At 57.3% G+C, this 21,431-nt stretch carries 18 protein-coding genes; 5 read left to right on the plus strand and 13 right to left on the minus strand.

What is annotated here, in order from left to right:
- Positions 1-16: 16 nt before the first annotated feature.
- The 4 genes from E1J53_RS07590 to E1J53_RS07605 form a co-directional block, all read right to left on the minus strand.
- Positions 17-1,183, minus strand: a complete 1,167-nt coding sequence (locus E1J53_RS07590; RefSeq protein WP_134272394.1) for an aminotransferase class V-fold PLP-dependent enzyme — start codon at positions 1,181-1,183, stop codon at positions 17-19.
- A complete protein-coding gene (locus E1J53_RS07595; RefSeq protein WP_134272393.1) occupies positions 1,180-4,353 on the minus strand; it encodes a glycosyl hydrolase in 3,174 nt (1,057 codons plus the stop codon). The genes E1J53_RS07590 and E1J53_RS07595 overlap by 4 nt, the downstream gene beginning before the upstream one ends.
- A gap of 248 nt (positions 4,354-4,601) precedes the next feature.
- Positions 4,602-5,483 (minus strand): ribokinase, encoded by an 882-nt coding sequence (gene rbsK, locus E1J53_RS07600; RefSeq protein ID WP_134272392.1) that lies wholly within the window; start codon positions 5,481-5,483, stop codon positions 4,602-4,604.
- A gap of 39 nt (positions 5,484-5,522) precedes the next feature.
- Positions 5,523-6,518 carry a GRP family sugar transporter gene (locus E1J53_RS07605; RefSeq protein ID WP_134272391.1) on the minus strand — a complete coding sequence of 332 codons (996 nt, stop codon included), beginning with the start codon at positions 6,516-6,518 and terminating at the stop codon, positions 5,523-5,525.
- Positions 6,519-6,627: 109 nt separating this feature from the next.
- Here E1J53_RS07605 and hemE point away from each other — a divergent pair, with 109 nt between their 5' ends.
- Both hemE and E1J53_RS07615 read left to right on the plus strand, forming a co-directional pair.
- Positions 6,628-7,656, plus strand: coding sequence for a uroporphyrinogen decarboxylase (hemE, locus tag E1J53_RS07610; RefSeq protein ID WP_134272390.1), 1,029 nt, complete (start codon positions 6,628-6,630; stop codon positions 7,654-7,656).
- A 75-nt stretch (positions 7,657-7,731) separates the two neighbouring features.
- Complete coding sequence (locus E1J53_RS07615) at positions 7,732-8,670, plus strand: M23 family metallopeptidase (protein WP_134272389.1); 939 nt, start codon at positions 7,732-7,734, stop codon at positions 8,668-8,670.
- Here the strand turns inward: E1J53_RS07615 and E1J53_RS07620 are convergent, their stop codons facing one another.
- The 5 genes from E1J53_RS07620 to gatC form a co-directional block, all read right to left on the minus strand.
- Positions 8,671-11,829: an ExeM/NucH family extracellular endonuclease gene (locus tag E1J53_RS07620; RefSeq protein WP_134272388.1), complete on the minus strand. Its 3,159-nt coding sequence runs from the start codon at positions 11,827-11,829 to the stop codon at positions 8,671-8,673.
- A 149-nt stretch (positions 11,830-11,978) separates the two neighbouring features.
- Entirely contained in the window at positions 11,979-12,863 is an 885-nt protein-coding gene (locus tag E1J53_RS07625; protein WP_134272387.1) for a 3-hydroxybutyryl-CoA dehydrogenase, read from the minus strand.
- A gap of 22 nt (positions 12,864-12,885) precedes the next feature.
- On the minus strand, positions 12,886-13,419 hold the full coding sequence (locus E1J53_RS07630; protein WP_134272386.1) for a cob(I)yrinic acid a,c-diamide adenosyltransferase: 534 nt from the start codon (positions 13,417-13,419) through the stop codon (positions 12,886-12,888).
- A 60-nt stretch (positions 13,420-13,479) separates the two neighbouring features.
- A complete protein-coding gene (locus tag E1J53_RS07635) occupies positions 13,480-14,211 on the minus strand; it encodes an ABC transporter ATP-binding protein (RefSeq protein ID WP_134272385.1) in 732 nt (243 codons plus the stop codon).
- A 41-nt stretch (positions 14,212-14,252) separates the two neighbouring features.
- The gene (gene gatC, locus E1J53_RS07640; RefSeq protein WP_134272384.1) at positions 14,253-14,555 is read right to left on the minus strand and encodes an Asp-tRNA(Asn)/Glu-tRNA(Gln) amidotransferase subunit GatC; all 303 of its coding nucleotides are present in this window, start codon (positions 14,553-14,555) and stop codon (positions 14,253-14,255) included.
- Positions 14,556-15,312: 757 nt separating this feature from the next.
- Between gatC and E1J53_RS07645 the strand changes: the two genes are divergently transcribed.
- Positions 15,313-16,527, plus strand: a complete 1,215-nt coding sequence (locus E1J53_RS07645; RefSeq protein WP_134272383.1) for a pyridoxal phosphate-dependent aminotransferase — start codon at positions 15,313-15,315, stop codon at positions 16,525-16,527.
- Positions 16,528-16,712: 185 nt separating this feature from the next.
- On the opposite strand, the gene E1J53_RS07650 is transcribed toward E1J53_RS07645, so the two are convergent.
- The 4 genes from E1J53_RS07650 to E1J53_RS07665 all read right to left on the minus strand — a co-directional run bounded on the left by E1J53_RS07650 (position 16,713) and on the right by E1J53_RS07665 (position 19,698).
- Positions 16,713-17,453 carry a hypothetical protein gene (locus tag E1J53_RS07650; protein ID WP_134272382.1) on the minus strand — a complete coding sequence of 247 codons (741 nt, stop codon included), beginning with the start codon at positions 17,451-17,453 and terminating at the stop codon, positions 16,713-16,715.
- Between the two features lie 254 nt (positions 17,454-17,707).
- A complete protein-coding gene (locus tag E1J53_RS07655; RefSeq protein ID WP_134272381.1) occupies positions 17,708-18,451 on the minus strand; it encodes a hypothetical protein in 744 nt (247 codons plus the stop codon).
- A gap of 161 nt (positions 18,452-18,612) precedes the next feature.
- On the minus strand, positions 18,613-18,975 hold the full coding sequence (locus E1J53_RS07660; RefSeq protein ID WP_134272380.1) for a hypothetical protein: 363 nt from the start codon (positions 18,973-18,975) through the stop codon (positions 18,613-18,615).
- A gap of 36 nt (positions 18,976-19,011) precedes the next feature.
- Positions 19,012-19,698, minus strand: coding sequence for an SGNH/GDSL hydrolase family protein (locus E1J53_RS07665; RefSeq protein ID WP_134272379.1), 687 nt, complete (start codon positions 19,696-19,698; stop codon positions 19,012-19,014).
- Between the two features lie 291 nt (positions 19,699-19,989).
- On the opposite strand from E1J53_RS07665, the gene E1J53_RS07670 reads away from it, so the two are divergent.
- Together E1J53_RS07670 and lpxD are read left to right on the plus strand one after the other, a co-directional pair.
- The gene (locus tag E1J53_RS07670; RefSeq protein WP_134272378.1) at positions 19,990-20,277 is read left to right on the plus strand and encodes a hypothetical protein; all 288 of its coding nucleotides are present in this window, start codon (positions 19,990-19,992) and stop codon (positions 20,275-20,277) included.
- A 16-nt stretch (positions 20,278-20,293) separates the two neighbouring features.
- Entirely contained in the window at positions 20,294-21,349 is a 1,056-nt protein-coding gene (gene lpxD / locus E1J53_RS07675) for a UDP-3-O-(3-hydroxymyristoyl)glucosamine N-acyltransferase (protein WP_134272377.1), read from the plus strand.
- The last annotated feature ends 82 nt before the right edge of the window (positions 21,350-21,431 follow it).

Here is a 21,431-nt window from a genome sequence, read left to right on the forward strand (position 1 = left end):
GCCAACACTCAGAACCTCACACCCTATTCAGCTGCCTTACGGCCGCCACCAACTGATCCAGTTCCCCGAAAGTATTAAACACGTTCAGCGTTACCCGGACGCCCTTGACGGTCGGTGTATCAATCGCGACCGTCCAGATGTTGAAGCGCTCCAGCAGCGCAGTATGCAATTCTTTTGGCGAAAGGTGCCGCATGCCGAAGTTGGCGATTCCGCAATACCGCCGGGAATCTTCCGGTGTGTTCATCAGGACCTGGTCGAAAGCACGGACCCTGCTCGTCCAGTAAGTGGTCAACTCCCGCAGCCGGTCTTCTTTCCGCTGGGGACCCATGGCGGTATAGTAATCGATCGCGTCCGGGATGGTCAGGTCCGTAGCCGCCGGGTGGGTGCCCGTGTGGTTGAGTTTTTTGATGTCGTCTTCTCCGAAATTATAGTCGGCGTAGGTGGGCAGCACCTCCGGGATCAGGGCTTCGCGTACGAATAAGGCACCACACCCCAGGGGCGCGCTGATCCACTTGTGCAGGCTGGTTCCGTAGAAGTCGCAGTCCAGGTCCCGCATCGAGACCCCGATCTGTCCCACCGCATGGGCCCCGTCGACCAACACTTGGATCCCGCGTTCGCGGGCCAGGGCGCAGAGCTTTTTGATCGGTAGAATCTGTCCCGTCAGGTGAATGATGTGCGGCACGAGAATCATCCGGGTTTTCGGGCTCATCTTTTCGGCGTAGACGTCAAGAATCTGCTGATCGCTCTGCGGATTCAGGGGGACGTTGACGATTTTGGTTTCCACCCCTTCGTATTCCCGCTGAAACCGCAGCATATCGATCATTGAACCGTAATCGGTGTAGGAGAGGATCACTTCATCTCCCCGTTCCCACCGCAGCCCACTGATGATGGTGTTCATCGACTCGGTGGTGTTACGGGTGAGGATCAGCTCTTCCGGAGCACAGTCCATCACCCCCGCAACGCGGGCCGCTACGACGTCCTTGTCCTCAAACAAGCGGGTCCGCATGTACAGCGAGCCCCGCCGGTTCAACTCCTCCACGTGCCGCTGAAAGGCCCGTAAGACCGGACGGGGCATGATGTTGTAGTAACCGTTTTCCAGGTAAACGACGTCGTCGGGAAGATCATAGTCTTTCCGAATCTTTCGCCAGAATTTAGCTGTATGGTCCGCGGAGAAGAACCTCATTGTTTATCCAGGTTGATGGCGGGCATGTCGAGCCGCGCATAGGCTTCGTTGTACTCCTTGACGTCCTCTTCAATGATCTTTCGGTGCTGGTCAGCGTATTGCTTCCACTCCGCCATCAGATCCGCCAATCGCTCCCGGGCTCCCTGGGTAACTTCGGGCATGGGACCGTCCACGTACCCCTTGAGGTTCATCAGTTCCGCGTTCAGGCGGTTGTGGAAGTTGATTACGTCCTGGAAGGTCTTCTGACTGGGTTGAATCAGTGCCTTTTCCCAGGCATCAATCTTTTGCACGATGGAATCTCCCATGGCCGAGACGATCTCGGCCTGATCGTGATCGGGGAAAAACTTCTTGTGCCCGGCAATTTGCTCTTTGGCGGAGCGCATCTGATCAACCGCCGTGTGAATGTCCCCGATGGCGGTACTGATTTGCTGTAGTACCTCATCCTGTGCGGCGTAGGCCGCAGCACTGGCCCGGATGGCCGGATCGGGCAAGACTTCTACCGTGGTTTCCGACGTCATTCCGTCCTGCATCAGGCTGAGCGTATAGGTACCCGGGGGCACCATGGAGCCCGCGTAACTGCCGTACACGAATACCTGATCGACCGCGGGGAGGGGTTCCCTACGGAAATCCCAGGTAAAGCGGTTGTAGCCCGCTTTGGCCGGAAGTACTTCCGGCCGGGAAGGGCCACCCGGCCAGGACTTGAAATCCTTCACCGCTTCGCTGGAGAAGCTGCGCACCAGAAATCCATCTTTGAGAATATCCAGGGTAACGGTAGCGCTGTCTCCGGGTTGCGCCAGATAATAGTCCATCGTCACCCCCGATTCGGGATTCTGCCCTAATCCATTGCCACGGGAACTGCTTCCCCCCACAATGCGGTAGGTTGGTTTTGGCGAAAAGAGCTCCACCGCTTGCCGGTCATCCGGCAGGGCCTGCAGGGCCGCCAGATCATCCAGGATCCAAAAGGAACGACCGGCCGTGGCGGCAATGAGATCATTGTCCTGAATGTACAGGTCATTGATCGGCACTACCGGCAGATTAAGCTGAAAGGGCGACCACTGGGCGCCCCCATCGGTAGAGATAAATAATCCGGTTTCGGTGCCCGCATACAGTAAGCCCTTCCGCTTCGGGTCTTCCCGGACCACCCGGACAAAAGTATGCTTGCCCGTAATGCCCGTGGTAATGGAAGTCCAGGTCTGCCCGTAATCCGTCGTCTTGAAAACGTAGGGCTTCAGGTCCATTTGTTTGTACCGCATGACGGCCACGTAGGCCGTTGCGGGGTCGTGGGGAGAAACTTCAATGCTGTTCACGATGCCCTCTGGCAGGTTGGGGGGCGTGACGTTTGTCCAGTCGCCTCCCCCGTTCCGGGTCAGGTGAATCAGGCCATCGTCACTTCCCGCCCAGAGCACGCCCTCCTCGTGGGGAGACTCCACCAGGTACATGATGGTGTTGTAGTTTTCGCCACCGGCGGCCTCATTCGTGTAGGGTCCTCCTCCGGGGCCCTGCTTGTCTTCCTCGTCCCGGGTCAGATCGGGGCTGACGACGGACCAACTCAATCCACCGTCCGTCGTTTTGAACACTACGTTTCCGGCGTGGTAGATGGTGTTCCGGTCGTGGGGGGAGCTGATGATCGGGGCGTTCCAGTTGTAGCGGTATTTGAAGTCGGCCGGCACGTTACCCAGGGCCAGCTCGGGGTATTCCTTGATGGACTTTCCCTCTTTGGCGGCCATCACGTACTTCTCGATGATGCCCTGGTAACAGCCGCCGTAGACGACGGCGGGGTTATCGGGATCGAAGGCCAGGTAAGCACTTTCGCAGCCGGCCACGGATTCCCAGTCCTTCCAGTCGATGCCCCCGTCCTTGGTGCGGCTGGCGATGCGGATCGCCGAGTTATCCTGCTGCCCACCGTAGACGTTGTAGGGGACGAGATTATCCGTGATGACCCGGTAAAACTGGGCGGTCGCCTGATTCTGCTGGGTACTCCAGTTGCGGCCTCCGTTGTTGGAGATGTTGGCCCCGCCATCGTTGGAGTTGATCATCTTTCGGTTGTCCGTGGGGTTGATCCACAGGTGGTGGTTATCGCCGTGGGGTGTGGACACGTTATTCCAACTACGCCCACCGTCGGTGGACTTCATTACCGGGGCGTTGAGCACGTATACGGTATTCACTTCCTGGGGGTCGGCGAAGATCTCCATGTAATACCACGACCGGGCCACGTTCACCCGATCTTTGCTCACCTGGGTCCAGCTGGCACCTGCGTCCGCGCTGCGATAAACACCCGACTTGGTCCCTTCGGCCTCAATAACGGCATAGACCACCTCCCCGTCAGCCCGGGACACGGAAATTCCCGCCTTCCCGAACTCCTCGGGCAGTCCTTTAGTCAGTTTTTCCCAGTTGCTTCCGCCGTCACTGGATTTATACAGGCCCGAACCGGGGCCACCGGAAATCATGGTCCAGGGGCGGCGCTGGTGATCCCACATGGCGGCGTAGAGGATGAGCGGATTGTTGAAATCCAGCACCAGGGAAACGGCCCCCGTGGTTTCGTTCACGTAGAGCACCCGTTCCCAGTTTTTACCACCGTCCGTGGTCCGGTACACTCCCCGTTCGCCACCGGGGCCGTACTGGGCGCCCTGGGCGGCCACGAACATGACGTCCGGATTCCGGGGATGGATGATGACGTCCCCGATGTGACGACTTTCCTCCAGCCCCAGATGATGCCAGGTCTTACCGGCGTCCGTGGAGCGGTAAACGCCGTCGCCCATGGAGGTCATTACCCCCCGGGCGGCGTGCTCGCCCATTCCCGCCAGGACGATGTTGGGGTTGGATTCGGACACGGCCAGTGCCCCCACGGTCCCCGTTTGCAGAAAGCCGTCCGAAACGTTTTCCCAGGTGATGCCGTCGTTGGTGGTCTTGAAGATGCCACCGCCGGTGCTTCCCATGTAGTAGACGCCGTCCTGACCAATCACCCCCACGGAAGTCACGCTTCTACCGCCGCGGTAGGGGCCGATGTTGCGCCATTTCAAATCGTGGAAAAGGGTATCGCTCACCGCGGGCATCATCGATAGTGCCGCTGGCGGAGGGCTGGAGGCTTGTTGCTTCTTGCGCTTACGCTGGGCGTCCAGGTCGGCGCAGAAGAACAGGCTCAGGAGGAGAAGTAAATGGGTAATCCGCATGGGTTGGGAAGTGTGTGCTTAGAGCTGGTTTGGATTTTATTCATTTGGCCGAATTTGAGAATTTTTTGGTGGTAGCGAGGCGGGAAAACCGGAGTTTAGCAGGGCTAAATGAGGATTTTCCCAACGAAACTAGCGCCAAAAAAGGCCAAATTGAGGTCGATTATTAAATTCCAAACAAGCTCTTAATGAATTGAGGGGAAATATAAGAGGAATTGTGGGAAGGCGGGGCCCCGGACCGATCCGCTCGATTACAGCTCTTCCTCCCTGGGTGCCGAGGCTTGTGCGCCCATTCTGGTTACGGCAATACTGGCGGCCTTCACCGCATAATTGATGGCCTCCCGCCAGGCGTAGTTGCGGGCCAGAGCCACCACCAGCGCTCCGTTGAAGACGTCTCCCGCCGCGGTGGTGTCCACGGCATCTACTACCGGTGCGGGAACGATGAAGGATTCCTCGCCGTTGCTGTAGTAGGCGCCCTTTGCGCCCAGGGTGATGATGACGTGCTTGACGCCTTTGGCGAGTAATTTATTGGCGGCGAGGTCGCGGGTGCCGGGCTCTTCCGTAATGGCCACGCCCGTGAGCAGTTCGGTTTCCGTTTCGTTGGGCGTAATGGCCAGCAGCAGCGGGTAAATTTCTTCCGGCAGCGGACGTGCGGGAGCCGGATTGAGGATCATCCCGCCCGCCGCCCGGCGGGCGGCCTCCAGGATCGTTGGCACGGGGGTTTCCAGCTGGGCCAGGACCAGCGCATCAGAAAAGTCCACCTCCCTCAGGTGTTCGGGCAGCAGGGCATCGTTGGCTCCGGGAGCCACCACGATGCTGTTCTCCCCCTGACCGTCTACCGTAATCAGTGCCGTACCGGACGCATGGTCGGGGTCCCGTTCGATGAAGGTGCAGTCAATTCCTTCCTCCATGAATCCGTCGATGGCTTGCTGCCCGAAGAGGTCCTCCCCCACCCGGGCGACGAACTGCACCCGCCCGCCCAGGCGGGCGGCGGCCACGGCCTGATTTGCTCCCTTACCACCGGCGAAGAGGAAAAACTCACCCCCAACGATGGTCTCCCCCGGGCGGGGAAAACGGTCGGTTTTAACCACCATGTCCGTATTGGAAGAACCAACGACAATTATGCGCTTCATACTGCAGGATTAGACGATGAGAAAGATACTGGGTGCCCCTTATCCGGCGGCGACGATCATCCCCAAACCAACGAGGTAGCACAACAACATGACGTTGAGAATCGTCTGGGTCCCCCTGGGGGCTCCGGCAAATTCTTTCCAGATGTAAATGCCCCAGAGGGCCGCCACGATCGTTGCTCCCTGGCCCAGGCCGTAGCTGATGGCCGGTCCGGCCTGGTCCGAAGCCAGGATGCTGAACGACATACCCACGCACCAGATCACCCCGCCGACGACGCCCATCAGATGGTCGCGTGAGGTCCCCCGGAAGTACTGCCGGAAACTGACCCGTTCCCCCACGAAGGGGAACCGCATCAGGAGGGTATTGAAGAGCAGATTACTGACCAGAATGCCGATGGAGAACACGAAGACCGCCGAATACGGGCTCAGCTTACCGGCCTCCGGGACGGTAAAGTCGCTGAACATAGAGTTGGCCACGTACTTGTAAAACAGTCCCATGAGCGCACCAGCTACGATGGCCAGTAAGAGCCCCTTGGTGGAAACGCTTTTTTCCTCCTTACTCGCCCGGCGATAGGCGTAGGCGTTGAACAGGATAGCCAGGGCTACGAGCGCCGTGCCCCCGAAGAGCAGGGCGGGATTTCCTTCCGGGCGGTCCAGGTAGTTGACGATCACCCCAATGACCAGCGCCAGGCCAATCCCCGTGGGGAAAGCCACCGACATACCGGCAATCGCGATGGAGGCCACCAGCAGAATGTTGGCGGCGTTGAACAGTACCCCACCAATCAGGGCCGAATGCAGGGAGGCATGATCGGCCTGGCCGAGGTCCTCCAGAAAAGGTCGCCCGCCTTCCCCGGCGCTCCCGATCGTAAGCCCGAAAAACAGGGCCAGTAGGACAATACCAATGACGTAGTCCCAGTAAAACAACTCAAACCGCCAGCGGTCGGACGCCAGCTTTTGGGTATTCGCCCAGGAGCCCCAGCAGAACATCGTGATCACGCAGAAAACGACGGCCAGGGTGTAGGAACCGATGATAAACATAAGTGGTGGTTTTGCGAGGGCGGAAAAAAGCGCCCCTTAAATGTAATCGTTTCATCATCATATTCAAGGATAGTCAGTCGGTGCCGTCCGGCGTATTATCTTCGCCACCATGTCTTACGCCAACGATTTATTCCTTCGCGCCGCCCGCGGCGAACAAGTTGAACGTCCCCCCGTCTGGCTGATGCGCCAGGCCGGGCGCATCCTGCCCCAGTACCGTGCGCTGCGGGCGAAACTCAGTGGATTCAAGGAACTGGTATCCACGCCTGACCTGGCCGCCGAAGTGACCATTCAGCCCGTGGATGAACTTGACGTGGACGTAGCCATCATCTTCAGCGATATCCTCGTCATCCCCGAGGCCCTGGGCCTGGACTACAATATGGTCGAGAAAGTAGGTCCCCGTTTTCCCAAAACGATTAAAAGCAAGGCCGATATTGAGGCGCTCCGCCCCGCGGAGGACGCCCCCGGGCACCTGCGCTACGTATTTGATGCCCTTGACGTCACCAAGCGGGAACTCAACAACCGCGTTCCCCTGATCGGATTTGCCGGGGCGCCCTGGACGATCTTCGCCTACATGGTCGAAGGCGGTGGCAGCAAAACCTTCAGCAAGGCACGGGCGATGCTGTACCGTGACCCCGCTACCAGTCACCTGCTCCTGGAAAAAATTGCGCGGGCAACGGCCGCCTACCTCAAGGAAAAGGTCCGCCACGGCGCGGATTTGATCCAGCTCTTCGATAGCTGGGCCGGGGTACTTCCGCCCGCCCACTACCGCGAATTCAGTCTCCGCTACATCCGGATGATTTGCGAGGAGTTGAGTGAGGTGCCCGTAACCGTATTCGCCAAGGATGCCCGCCATGCCCTCCCCGAACTGGGACAATTGCCCTGCCAGGTAATTCAGCTGGACTGGATTGCTGATCCGGTGTTGGCGCGGTCGCAGGTGCAGAGTGATAAGGTACTGCAGGGCAATCTGGATCCCGTGCAGCTATACGCTCCCGAAGAGGAAATCATCGCCGCCACCAAAAAGATGATCGGCGCCTACGGCGACCGCCACATCGTCAACCTCGGTCACGGAGTATACCCCGACACCCCCCTGGATGGCGTGAAGGCCTTCGTCAATACGGTGAAGGCACACCGGTACTAAGTGCAGAGCAGCAGTTTTTCTTCCTGAAGGCAATGCTTATGTTTGGGGCAATTATTACCCAAACACCTATCCGCAATGAAATTCCTTTGGTTATTTCTACTCTGCCTGTTCTCCCTGCCCGCCGTCACCTACGCCCAAACCCACACCGTCAAGGTCAATCGCGACGTAAAACAACGGGGAGACAGTCGCGACATTGTCTTTTCGGCTACTAACACTTCATTTGAACGGAAGACCATCATCCTTGAGCTAAACGGTGGGGTGTACAAAAGGGCCGATGGGGGAATACCCGTAATTACCACACTTTCTCCCGGCATGAATCGATTGGTCACCCTGTTTGAAACCAGGGATACTCCAGGATACGGATATACCTACCTCACGGGTTGCCTTGATACCGAACCAAAAGAGGTCACGTATCTATTACCCATTGCTCCGGGAAAATCCACCAGAATCGATACCCTTTCAAATCTTGAAGCGAAGTACATGGGGCGAAAAGCCCCCCAAAACTGGATTGCCTACTGGATGAGTGCCACCCCTGGTGACACCATTTTTGCCAGTCGACGAGGCATCGTCATTACCGCAAAAACCGTGGAGGGTAACGGGTTTGACCGTGGCGTGAATTATTCCTCCTTCAGAACCTACGTGACCATTGAGCACGAAGACTGTACCCGGGGACACTATGAGCTTTTTGACCGGGAATCCCTTTTTGTAAAGGAGGGAGACGAGGTGGAAGCCGGCACTCCGTTAGGAATAGTCGATGAAGGTGAAGCCTATTCCAGTGGATGTCACCTTCGCTTTTATGTCGACTACCCTGAAATCACCCGCCAGGTCATGAGGCAAAAACGAAAAGATCGTTCCCATTCCACCGAAATCATTTACGTTAACCCGCGCTTTTCCGAGATCGGGCAGCCCCTCCCTGGGGAAACGTACCGGAGCACGCACCCCGAGAAGGTCATTTTCCAGGAAATGTCCAAGCGGCAAATCAAACGGTACCAAAAAGCGAAAGCCGGGCAGTAGTTACTGCAGTACCACCTTGAAGGAAACCGGTTGCTGACCGGGCATCCGCACCAGAAGGAAGTAAATTCCCGCCGGTAAATCCAGGGCCTGAATTTCCGTCAGGTCCCCCCGGGTTTCGGCGGCGCGGATGACGGCGCCCTTGGCGTCGGTCAGTAAATAGCGGGTGCCGATCGGTGCACCGCTCAGCAGGTATTGCCGGTTGCCCGTCTGGAGCACCTCCACCGAGGTCGTACCCGCAACGTTTACGGTAATCAGATCACTGAAAGCCTCGGAACCATCCAGATCCAGAATCCGCAGTCGGTAGACGTTGTCTCCGGTAAAGGGAGTGGCATCCGTGAAGGCATAATTAATGGTTTCGGTGCTGTTCCCGGCGGCCGCCACCATGCCGATGGTCACGAAGTCTCCGTTTTCGTTGCGACGCTGCACCTCGAACTTATCGGTATTTACCTCGTTGGCCGTCGCCCAATTCAGCGCCACCGCGCCCTGGTTTTCTTCTCCGGTGAAGGAGAGCAATTCCGCCGGCAGGGCAGCGCCCAGGTTCATCCCCACCAGGATGGGGTTGTGGTCACTGAACCGGTAGAAATCGGGAGCGTAGAGGGAAGGATCGTTGAAGTCCGTATCGTAATCCAGGGCGGTTGGTTCGGCGGCATTTACCTGCCAGGCCTCCGCCCCCGTCACCTTGCCGGCCAGACTGGAGCTCGCCAGGATGTAATCCAGGCTCCCCCACTCTCCGCGGAAAACGTAGGAAGGGGTGCCATTTCCGCCACAGGGGAAACCGGGGCCGGAAACGGTATTGACGAAGCCCGCCCCCAACATGGTCTCAATGGGGTCTTCGGAGCGGTAGGCGTTCAGGTCGCCCACTACGAGTTGATCGGGTTCGTCTACTCCGGTTGGATTGGTGGCCATCCAGGCGGCGATGGCCGAAGCCGCCGCCGTCCGGGTACCGTCACAGCTTCCCGCGCCGCCGGTATCATCGTCGCCGGGGCCGCAACTACCCCCCTTACTTTTCCAGTGGTTGACGCAGACGGTCACCTGTTGACCAAGGTTGGGGTTGCCGGCCTGAATGACCCGGAAGGTCTGGGCCAGGGGCACCCGGTTACTGGAAAAGACACTGGCCGGGGTACTGAGGGCCGCCGCCGTGCCACTTTCTTCCACCACGGCCGTGTTGTAGATCAGGGCGACCTGAATCTGGTCGCCACCGGCGTTGGGGGAAATCACAAAGTCGTAGTCAATGCCGCAGTTCGTACTGATGGCGTCCACGAGTTGTGCCAGGGCGCCGTTGGCGCCGTAGCCGTTATTTTCGATTTCGACCAGGCCGACGATATCGGCGTTCAGCGCGCAGATGGCCGCCACGATTTTGTCTTCCTGGCGGTTAAACTCATCAATGTTATCGGCTCCCCGACTGCCCAGCGTGGTAAAATAGTTCAGGACGTTCATGCTGGCCACCTTGACCGCCCCGCCAACGGCCGGGGCCGCTACCGGACGCTCGTTTCCGCCCACACTCGTCAGGCCGGTGGCCTGCAGACGGTAGCCCGTAAAGCGTTCGTCCAGGATGCCCGTTAGGCCAGTAATTACGGCACCTGCCCGCCAGGAGTTGGAGGGCGTCAGGTTGGTACCGTTCGGGAGGCGGATGGGGAAGTTATTGTCTCCGCTGCGGCCATCGTCAACGATTAAGCGGCGCAGATCCTGAGCCGCGTTGTAGGTCGCCAGCTGGGCGGCGTTGGGCGGAGCGCATTCCGTGAACTGAATGAGCCGTTCCCCTTCGCTGACCTCAAACTCGCCAAATCGGGCCAGACCGAAATTGTTCGTGATCGATACGTTGTCGATCAGTACCACTCGCATCCCCTCGTAGGCTTCGTAGTCTCCTTGCGCAGCTACGGGTAGGTCGAGCGAAGCTGGAGTGGGCAGAGTGTTGTTGCTGCTCATAATGGTCACGCTACTCCCCCCTACGGTAAGGTCCAGTTGGGTGAGGTTACCGAATTCGGAAACCCGACCGGTAACGGCCACCTTATCGCCCACGTTCACGTCGGGGCCGGCACCATCATCAAAAACCCAGATACCCTCGGAGGTGGCGGGGTCGCCGTCTGCGTCACTGTCTTCTTCCTGTACGAAGAATCCACCGAGTCCGACGCCGCTTCCTCCCTGGAAGTCCGCCACGACGATGCCCTCAATGCTGAGGTCCTGCCCAACCAGGGCACTGCTGTTTCCGCTCCCCTGAATGGTGTGGATACGCACCGCAGCTACCGGTTCATCGTCCAGGACGAAGATGGAAGCCCCCGAGCCCAGGCTGAAGGTCATGTCGGAAATGGCCGTCAGCGTAAGGTCAATGCTTTCGCTGGGTTCGGAATCGTTATCGTCGATGACCGTCAGGGAGATATCGGCGGAAAGCATGCCCGCCGGAATGGTAACGGAGCCGGCACCGGGGTCTGCGTAATCGGCGCCCAGGGTGGCCGTCCCCGCCAGCGCGTAGCTTACCGTGACCGGAGCAGAAGCCGTCTGGGAAAGGGTGACCGTGAAGCCACCGTCGGTGGCGGGTTCGGAGAGGTTGCCGTTGGCGGCAACCGTCGCGGAGGGTCCGGGAGGCGTGGTTGAATAGGTGCCGAAGGGAACTATGGTTCCGTAATTACCGATGGGCTCCCCGTCTACGGCGTTCGGGGCGAGTTGCCAGTTGGCGGCCACCCAGCCGCCATCCGGGCCAGTATTGTCGTTGCGGTAGAGGTAGCCATCGCTGTAAATGTTCGAACCATCGCCGATGGTACCGCCCGTCTGATCGAGAATGGTGGCTCCCGACTGGATGGTAAAAACGTCGTTACCGTTTCCAAAAATATTGGTCCCCAGCAGCCGGTTGGCAAAGTCGCCGGAGGAACCAAAGGCCTGGTCGAACAAGTCCTGATGGTTAGGGCTGTTTCCGTTATTGATGATGTAGACGAATTCGTCCGTCCAGGTGCCGCTCAGGGCGTAGCTGTCGTTGGGACTACTGGCGCCGTTGGCGTAGCGTTCCAGGGTCAGCCCCGTCAGGTCAACCGTACCGTTGACGTAAATTTCAATGGCCCGGGGAGCACCACTCAGGTCTCCGTCCAGAATTCCGGTGATGATCACTTCCTGGGCGGAAAGCCAGCTTCCGCAAATCAGTAATAGGGAAATAAGTAGGGTACGCATTGTGTTGGTTTTGATCAGACCCGCAAACCGCCAAAGTAACGCGGGAACAGTGATACCCGCGATCCGGCGTTTCGGGGCGGGCAAAGGTACTTCGTTTTCTCCGGCTTGCGACCGGGGATATATGAAGAGAATATTAACTCGATACGGCCCTACTGAAAGGACTTACTCACCACCAGTTCCTTCCCGCCGTGGCGGTAGTCATAGAAGCCTTCACCGGATTTCCGGCCCAGCTTTCCGGCGGTAACCATGTTGACCAGCAAGGGGCATGCCTGGTAATGGTTCCGGCCAAATCCTTCGTGCATTACCTGGAGGATCGCCAGACAGGTATCGAGTCCGATGTAGTCGGCCAGCTGCAGGGGGCCCATGGGGTGAGCCATACCCAGCTTCATTACCGTATCAATTTCCTCAACGCCCCCTACCCCTTCCCAGAGGGTGTAGATCGCTTCGTTAATCATCGGCATGAGAATCCGGTTGGCCACGAAACCGGGGTAGTCATTGACTTCAACGGGGACCTTGCCAAGTTCGCGGCTCAGGTCCATGACCTTTTGGGTCGTTTCGTCCGAGGTGGCGTATCCCCGGATCACTTCCACCAGCTTCATGATGGGCACGGGGTTCATAAAGTGCATGCCGATTACCTTATCGGGCCGCTTGGTGGCGGCCGCGATGCGGGTAATGCTGATGCTGGAAGTATTCGTGGCCAGGATGGCGTCGGCGGGGGCGGCGGTATCCAGATCGCCGAAGATGCGAAGTTTCAGGTCCACATTTTCCGTGGCTGCTTCGACGACTAGGCCGGCATCCTGCGCTCCGGCGCCCAAATCGGTAAAGGTGGTAATGCGGCCCATGCTTGCTTCCATGGCCTCGGCCGTCATCCGTTCCTTGCGCACGATCCGCTCCATGCTCTTGCGGATGGCGCCGACGCCGCGATCCAACGCGGCCTGATTGACGTCAATGAGGCTGACCTGATGGCCAGCGATGGCAAATACCTGGGCGATTCCGCCGCCCATCTGGCCGGCTCCGATAACGCTTATTTTCATTCGTGTGGTGAAATTTGGTGGGCTAACTAATCCACTTGATCTCTTCGGCTCCGGTGAGCCGGGTCAAATGGCGGGACAAAACAAAGAAATAATCGCTTAAGCGGTTCAAATACTTAAGAATACTTTCGTCTACGGTCACGGCGTCGGCCAGTTCCACGGTGCGGCGCTCGGCCCGTCGGCAGACGGTGCGGCAAACGTGCGCCTGACTCACGGAGGGATGCCCCCCGGGAAGAATGAAGTGGGTCATGCGCGGCAAGTCCGCTTCCATATGATCGATGGCCTTCTCCAGTCCGGGGGTCGCCGAATCGGGGAGTTGGTAGGCGCGCTCCGGCCGGTCGTCGGCCAGGGCCGCCCCGAGGGCAAACAGGTGATGTTGCTGCTCCAGCAGGAGCTGTCGGACCGGTTCATCGTCCGTTACGTCCCGTAGCAGGCCGACGTGGGCGTTGAGCTCATCCACGGTTCCGTAGGCTTCCACCCTGGCGTGGGCCTTGCTGAGGCGTTTACCAGAAAAAAGGCCAGTCTGGCCGGCGTCTCCGGTCTTGGTATAAATTTTCATTCGCTGTTGGTTAGGGCAACACTTCCGTCCGGTGGGTTGCCTACCAACTAACGAACGAGATCAAGCCTGGTTGTAGCGGTGGGTAGGATCGCTGGCCCGCACGATATTTTCGTTGCGCTCATCGGACTCCACCAATCCATCGCGCAGCCGCACGATGCGGTGGGCGTGCTCGGAAATGTCGGGTTCGTGCGTTACGAGGATGACCGTGTTACCGTTGGCCTGGATTTTTTCAAAAATTTCCATGATCTCGATACTCGTCTTGGTATCGAGGTTACCCGTGGGTTCGTCGGCCAGAATAATGGCCGGGCGATTGACCAGTGCCCGGGCGATGGCTACCCGCTGGCGCTGACCACCGGACAGTTCGTTGGGACGGTGATCCAGGCGGTCGCCCAGTCCCACCGAGTCGAGCACTTCGGCGGCCCGGTCGTGGCGCTCCTTGCGGCTGATGCCGGCGTACACCAGGGGCAGGGCCACGTTCTCCAGCGTGGTTTGCCGGGGCAGGAGGTTAAAGGTTTGGAAGACGAAGCCGATCTTTTCGTTGCGGATGTTGGCCAGCTCCGAATCGTCCATTTTGCTCACGTCGCGACCGTCGAGCAGATAATTGCCGGCCGTGGGGGTATCGAGGCAGCCCAGCAAGTTCATCAGCGTGGACTTTCCGGAACCGGAGGGGCCCATCAGGGCAACGTATTCGTTGGTATTGATCTGCAGATCGATTCCGCGCAGGGCGTGGACCTTGGTCTGCCCCATGATGTAAGTCTTCGTAAGTTGGCTGATGTCAATGACGGCCGGCATAGTGGTATATTTAACAAATGATGTGAGCGGTTTGAAGAAAGTTACTTTCCTCCTTCAATCACCCGGGGTACACGGAAAAACCCTCCTTCCTGATCGGCATCCGGCGCGTTGGCCAGCGCCTGATCCCGGTCCAGATGGTTGCCAGCTTCGTCGGGACGCAACGTTGTCTCCACGTCCGTCACGTAGCGCAGCGGCTCTACCCCTTCCAGATCCAGCTCGTTGAGCTTTTCCACCATGGAAAGAATATTTACCAGATCCCCGCGTAACCGAGCCGTTTGCTCGGGGGAAAGCTCCAGGCGGGAGAGTTTAGCCAGGTGCGATACTACTGCGTCGTCTACGGTCATGGTAAAATTTTCGATAAAGGTATTGAATTAAGGGATAGATGGAAGGCCGGGGTGGGAGGATGCAGGATTTAGGTTTTAGGACGGAGGCTGGGGGAAGGAGAAGGCGGAGGCTAAGGCTGAGGAGGAGATGCAAAGCAGTGATTCGACATCCAACAAGCTAGATTCTTAAAAACTCCACCGTTCGGACCAACAGGTGCTGGCCGATGGCCGTACACCAGACTGTTTCGACCAGGGGATAATGCCTGGTCGGGAGTCTGTCCGCTGCGGCCGTAGGCAAAGCGGGCGACGTCCGAACAGTGATTCAGCCCCACCAGGCTGGACTTAACCAAACATGGTTCTTAAAAACTCCACTGTTCGGACCAGCAGGTGCTGGCCGATGGCCGTACACCAGACTGTTTCGACCAGGGGATGATGCCTGGTCGGAAGTCTGTCCGCTGCGGCCGTAGGCAAAGCGGGCGACGTCCGAACAGTGATTCAGCCCCACCAAGCTGGACTTAATCAAACATGGTTCTTAAAAACTCTACTGTTCGGACCAACACCAGACCGTTACGACCGGGGGATAGGGTATCAATATTTTTTTGCGAGGACGCGGGTGCAGGCTCCAGCACGGGGAGCCGCGTACCTTCGTGACGGATCCGAAATTTAATCCCCTTCATTTTCCGGTCCCAAAGCCCCGAAAACGAAGGGATAAATGATGGTGAACAAAGAAGGTTACGGGACCAGAATGCCGTAACTTTGCCGTTTAAACGCATGTATCATGCCCAACGTTAGCCACCGATCTGAGACCGTTCCCCTCTCCCCCTTCCGCAAGTTGATTCCCCTGGCGGACCGGGCCAAAGCTTCGGGAAAGCACATCTACCACCTGAACATCGGCCAGCCCGACATCAAGACCCACCCCCGGGCGGTAGCGGCCTTCCGGGAGCTGGACTGGGAAATCCTGGACTACAGTCCCAGCAACGGCACGGCGAGCTACCGTCAGGCCCTCACGGAATATTACGCCCGCTTTGGGGTGGAGCTGCGCCCGCAGCAGATTATGGTCACCACGGGAGGCTCCGAGGCCATCCTCTTTTTCCTCCTGGCCTGTATGGACCCGGGGGACGAGATCATCATTCCGGAGCCCTTCTACGCCAACTACAACGGCTTTGCCCACATTGCCGACGTGCGGGTGGTGCCGATTACTTGCCGGATCGAAGACGGTTTTAGCCTGCCCAGTCCGCAGGAGTTCGCCAACAAGATTACCCCCCGTACCCGGGCCATCATGATCACGAGTCCGAACAACCCGACCGGGGCCTGCTATTCGGACGCCGAAATGGCGCGCATTGCCGCCATCGTCCGGGAACACAACCTCTTCCTGTGCGCCGACGAGGTATACCGGGAATTCAGCTACGATCAGCCGTTGCGCTCCGTCTTGCAGCTTGACGGGCTGGAGGAACACGCCGTCATCATCGATTCGGTGTCCAAACGCTACAGCGCCACGGGCGCCCGCGTGGGCGCCCTCGTCTCCCGCAACGAAGACATCCTGGCCGCCGTGGATCGCTTCGCGAAACTGCGTCTCAGTCCTCCCGGATTAGGCCAAATGCTTTCCGAGTGCATGCTGCAGGACGACACCCATTACCTGGCGGGCGTCAAGGAAGATTACCGGGCCCGACGCGACGTGGTGTATTCCCGCCTGCAGGAAATGGAAGGGGTGTACTGCTACGAACCGGGTGGGGCCTTCTACTGCTTTGCCCGTTTCCCCATCGAGGACAGTGAGGACTTTTGCCGCTGGTTGCTGGAAGATTTCAGCCTCCACAACAGCACGGTCATGCTTTCTCCCGGTCCTGGCTTTTACGCCACTCCTGGCCTGGGCCGTAACGAATGCCGGATTGCCTACGTGCTGAATACCGACGACCTCCACCGGGCCATGGACTGCCTGGAACAAGCGCTGAAGGTGTATCCGGGGAGGAAGGTCGTGGAGCGAATGGAGGCTTAGGTGTAGCCTGTTCCGTGAGGTTTCATCAGCGATTCCAATGGAATCGCGGGTGTTCATTAGGGCAAACGGTAGCGGCAGGAAATTTCCTGCCGCTACTGGAAACCAAAGGCCCCCTAGTCCGATTGGGTTCCCTTTCGGGCTTGTCCGGCTGATCAGACGGGGAAGGAGGACACCAACTCCCCCAATCATTTATATCTTTTGCCAAAGGTATGCCCCATCAGCAGCCTGAGGGAAAGTGTGCTGGGGTTAACCCATCCGTCCCGGATCGTGATCCCTTCCGGAGCGGCGCGCGAAGAAATGGAGAAGGCCTGGGTCTTGAATTTTGGTACGTAAGCGTAGGCCACGTCCACGCCCCAAATAGCGCCACCTCTGCTGCGGAAAGGATACAGGATTAGTCCTCCCGTAATGCCGGGTTTCCAGTAGGTGCGGGGGCTGCTCCAGGTCCCTTCTTCATTGTAATTAATCGCGCCATCAAAGTAGGCGTAGCTTACCCGATGAATACCGGGCCCTACGTACACACTGGTGGAGCTTGCCATCTCGGGTGAGGATGACCATCGGTGATACACCTCCAGGCTTTGTTGTTGGAATTTGACGTCCAGCTCTCCGTGGGTGGCACTAAATCCATTGACGACTCCGGAGTTAGCGATTTGCAGCTTTGCTCCCCAGGCCCGGTGCGACCGGTATTGCCGGTCAATCCGCAACTCGAGATCCATCCGTCGGCTGATGGTGGGGTACTGCACCCGGGAAATGATAATGCCGAAAAAGCTGGAGGATCTCAAATGGCCAAATCCCCGGTCTTCGAGATAATTGTTCCAGACATTGGCCGATCCACGAAGCGAAGGGCCAAAGCCAAACATAAGGGACCACTGATCCTGAAAGGGCTCTTCAATTTTTTCTTCCTGAACTGGTTTTTCTTTTATGGTCACAAGAGAATTTCTGGGTACTTGAGAGTTCGTCTGAGCTCCTATTTTGCCTGTAATCAGTAAAATGACTAGGAAGAAAAAACGTAGAGTTCTCATGAGTGGATAATATTGGTTATAACTAGAGGATAATCTAGTGTACCAGCACCACCTACCCAATGATCTGATTCTCAGGGAATGATGATAAACATCAAATGAATTTATACATTAAGCGTCTCCGCCTAATCCGATAGGTCATTCCATATGGCTTAATGCCAAGCCTATTTCTTATCGACGTTTAGCCCTACAAAAACTCTCACCGAAAAGCTACTGGCCCGTACGGAATCTGCCCCAATAATTCGGCCGCGCGGATTATCGCCGGGATTGGTTTGAGCAAAGGGCCTGGTGCGAATTGGAGTCATGAAATTACCCTCCAGCAAAAATCCCCAATTGAGTTTTTTCCCTATTTGATTGGGACTGATTCGGACTCCCGCAATCACTCCTGGCTTCACTACCGAAGCGCTTGAACTACTACCACGCCACATTCCATCATATTTGTATCGGCAAAGCATGAGACTGGGCCCCAGGTGCATACTGATTGAACTCACATTATCAGAAGTCCATCCGTAGTAACCGGCTAATCCAATGTTTCTAAATCTTACATAAGGTCGACCAAAATCCCCCATATACCCACGGGTGACTCCATTATTGGTGAACATCAACTTTCCGCCAGCTACTTTTCCGGGGTAAAATTTATACCGTCCATCAAATACCAAATCAAAATGCATTGAGCTATTGGGCCATCTTTCACCCCCACCCCCCAAGAAACCACCACCGACTCCCCCGGATAATCCGTTTCGTTGAAAAATGTCCATCCACTGGGATGCTGAATTCATCAAGGAAGGCCCTACCTCCAGATTAAAGGACAATTGCGGTGGAGGATTGTCCTCCTGTGTGATAGTTTGTGCCAGTAGGCCTCCTATCATTAAGACGGTGACGAGACTGGATAAACAGAATCGCTTCATGGTGCTAACTTTTAGGTAAATAAGTTGCTGATGAACTTATTTCCACTATTGGTTTTGCGCAATGACGATTTGCCAGAAAAAGCATGATTATCATCAACGATACCCTTAAGCTAGAACTCTAACTTTTTTAGTTTCCCGAGCTGGAATCTATCCGCCCTTATTTACCCAAACACCTCCCTCCACGGAATCACAAACGGCAGTACCAGCACCCATACCAAAAAAAACATCGCCATTCCTTTTGGGTAAGAATCTTCCTTCATTATGGCCGGAGCAGCGGCCACCACCAACCAGGTTCCTTTGTAGATCAATTGCAACACCAGAACCAGGGCCATCTGGCGGGGATAGAATAAGCCGAGGGCCGACAGCACAAAAATAGCAAACCATAAAGCCCCCACGAGCCGGAAGGATTCCGAGTAGGCGAAGGCATCGGTAAATACCGTTTGCTGGGCGGTTTTCGGAGAAAAAAGGCAGGACACACTGATCCATCCCGCCACGAGGACATTGGCGAGATACATGATTTTCATAGCCACCATAGACTTTGCGTTGAGGTTACCACAGCATTACTGCAATAAGCCCAACACCGGTTCCTTGAGCACTTCCTCCACCCACCGGGTATACTGCTCCCCGCTGGGGTGCAGGTTATCGGAGGCGACCAACTCGGGCTTATCCAGTCCTTCCTGGCTGATGGGGGTGATGTTGTAAAAGGGAATGCCGTAGGATTCGGTGATTGCTTTGGCCGCCGCGTTGAACGCGGCTACCTCCGTGCTGACGTTCGGGCGGGTCTGCCCGAAGGGAGTGAAGGCATAATCGGGGATGGACACCACGAAGACCCTACTGGTATCCCCTCCCGCAAAATTAATGGCCCGTTCGAGAAGTTCGGTGAAGCGGGTGCGGTATCCATCGATGGGTAAGCCACGGAATTGATCGTTGACCCCGATCAGGAGGCTCACCAGATCATAGGAGGACTTCAGGGTGGCGGCGTCAATACCCGCCATGAGTTCGGCGGTAGTCCAGCCGTTGGTGGCCACGATATCCGGTTCGGGCACCGTGAGGTCGGGCTGTTGGCTGAGTTCCCGCGCCAGTTGGACGGGCCAGCGGTCCTGGGGGTCGACGGCCGTCCCGATGGTGTAACTGTCGCCGAGGGCGAGGTAATTTATGGTTTTCACGTCCGTAGGGGTGGGCTCTTCCTTCATGCAGGCGAAGGTAAATACCAGAAGGAACAGAAGCGGAATTTGCCAAAAACGCATGGAGGGGAGGATTTATCTTCATAATGGCCCGCCGCGGGGTATTGTTCAGTTATTCTCCGGTCGATCGGGGGTTAACACCATGCCGGGTATGCAGCGTACGCTGACCGTAACCAATACGACTTTTCATCTTTGCTCTTCGGAAAAACTCGGCACCTGCCTCCGGCCATCCCCAAATTCTCCCAACCGATTTTGGACACCCTTCGCAAACCTTCCTTGCGACTCCAAAGCTTTCCGATCCGGGGATATTTGAGAGCATCCACAGGTTCTTCCTATTTTTGCGCAAAATTTGTCATGCGCATTTTGGGAAGACTGGATCATCCGGTCATGCAAATCACGGTTTTTGAAAACGATGGGCGATTCCCCGTTCAGTTTGAGTTGGGCGGACTTCGCCAGACCTTCCGGTTCCGGAAGTCGGCTTCCCTGAATAATTTTGGCGACGTCAAACGGATGCTGGACGACGCCTTTATCGATCAGGTGCTCGAGCAGTTCAGGCCCATGCAGCGCATACAGTCAGCATTACTGAATCGACAGATTCAGGAGGAGCAATCGGCTGCAGACGAACTCCCGGACATCATTTAAGGACCAACCAAAGCACATGAAGATTACTGCCGCCGAACTGGCCCATAAAATCAACGCCACCATCGAAGGTGATCCGGAGGTCGTCATTACCACTCCCGCCAAGATCGAGGAGGCTGGCCCCGGAAGCATCACCTTCCTGGCCAACCCCGCCTACGAACACTTCCTGTACGGATCCGAGGCCACGGCGGTGTTGGTCAGTCGTGATTTTCAACCCAAATCCCCGGTGGCGGCCACCATGCTGCGGGTAGACAACGTTTACGAGACCGTTAGCCAACTGCTGGCCCTCTACCAACAGGACGAGGCCACCAAAACGCGGCGGGCCATTTCGGCCAATGCAGCCATCGACGAGACCTCCAGCCTGGGGGCCAACGTCCGCATCGGCAAATTTTCCGTGGTGGAAGCCGGGGCTTCCATTGGCGACGACACCGTCGTTCTCGACCAGGTGTACATCGGGCCCCAGGTCCGGATCGGCAAGCGATGTACCATCTACCCGGGGGTGCGGATCTTACGTGACTGCGTCATTGGCGACGATTGCGTGCTGCACGCCAACGTGGTGGTGGGCGGTGACGGCTTTGGCTTTGTTCCCGACGAAAACAATCACTACAAAAAGGTACCCCAGATCGGTAAGGTGATCATCGAAGACCGGGTAGAAATCGGTGCGGGGACCACCATTGACCGGGCGACGATGGGCGCCACCATCATTCGGTCGGGGGTGAAGCTGGACAACCTCATCCAGATTGCCCACAACGTGGAAATTGGCCAAAACACCGTGATCGCCGCCCAGGTGGGCGTTGCGGGATCTTCGAAAATCGGGGCCAATTGCCGCATCGGGGGGCAGGCCGGCATTGCCGGCCACGTTAAGATTGCCGACGGCACCCAGATTCAGGCCCAGAGTGGCGTGGGGTCCAACATCACCGACGCCAGCGCACAGCTGGGGGGAACTCCGGCCTTCAAATTCAGCGACTACATGCGCAGCTACGCCGTCTTCAAGCAACTCCCGGAGCTCAATCGTCTCATCCCAAGGATGAAAAAACAGCTGGAGGAACTTTCCAAAAAGGACCAGCTATCCTAAGTCTGAGCGCACCGAACGAATACCGTTCTGGCCTCGTCTTACGGATGCCCTACGAAAAACCTATCTTTGCGGCCTGATTTGC

Origin of the sequence: Lewinella sp. W8, assembly GCF_004375085.3 — a bacterium.
GTDB lineage: Bacteria > Bacteroidota > Bacteroidia > Chitinophagales > Saprospiraceae > Neolewinella.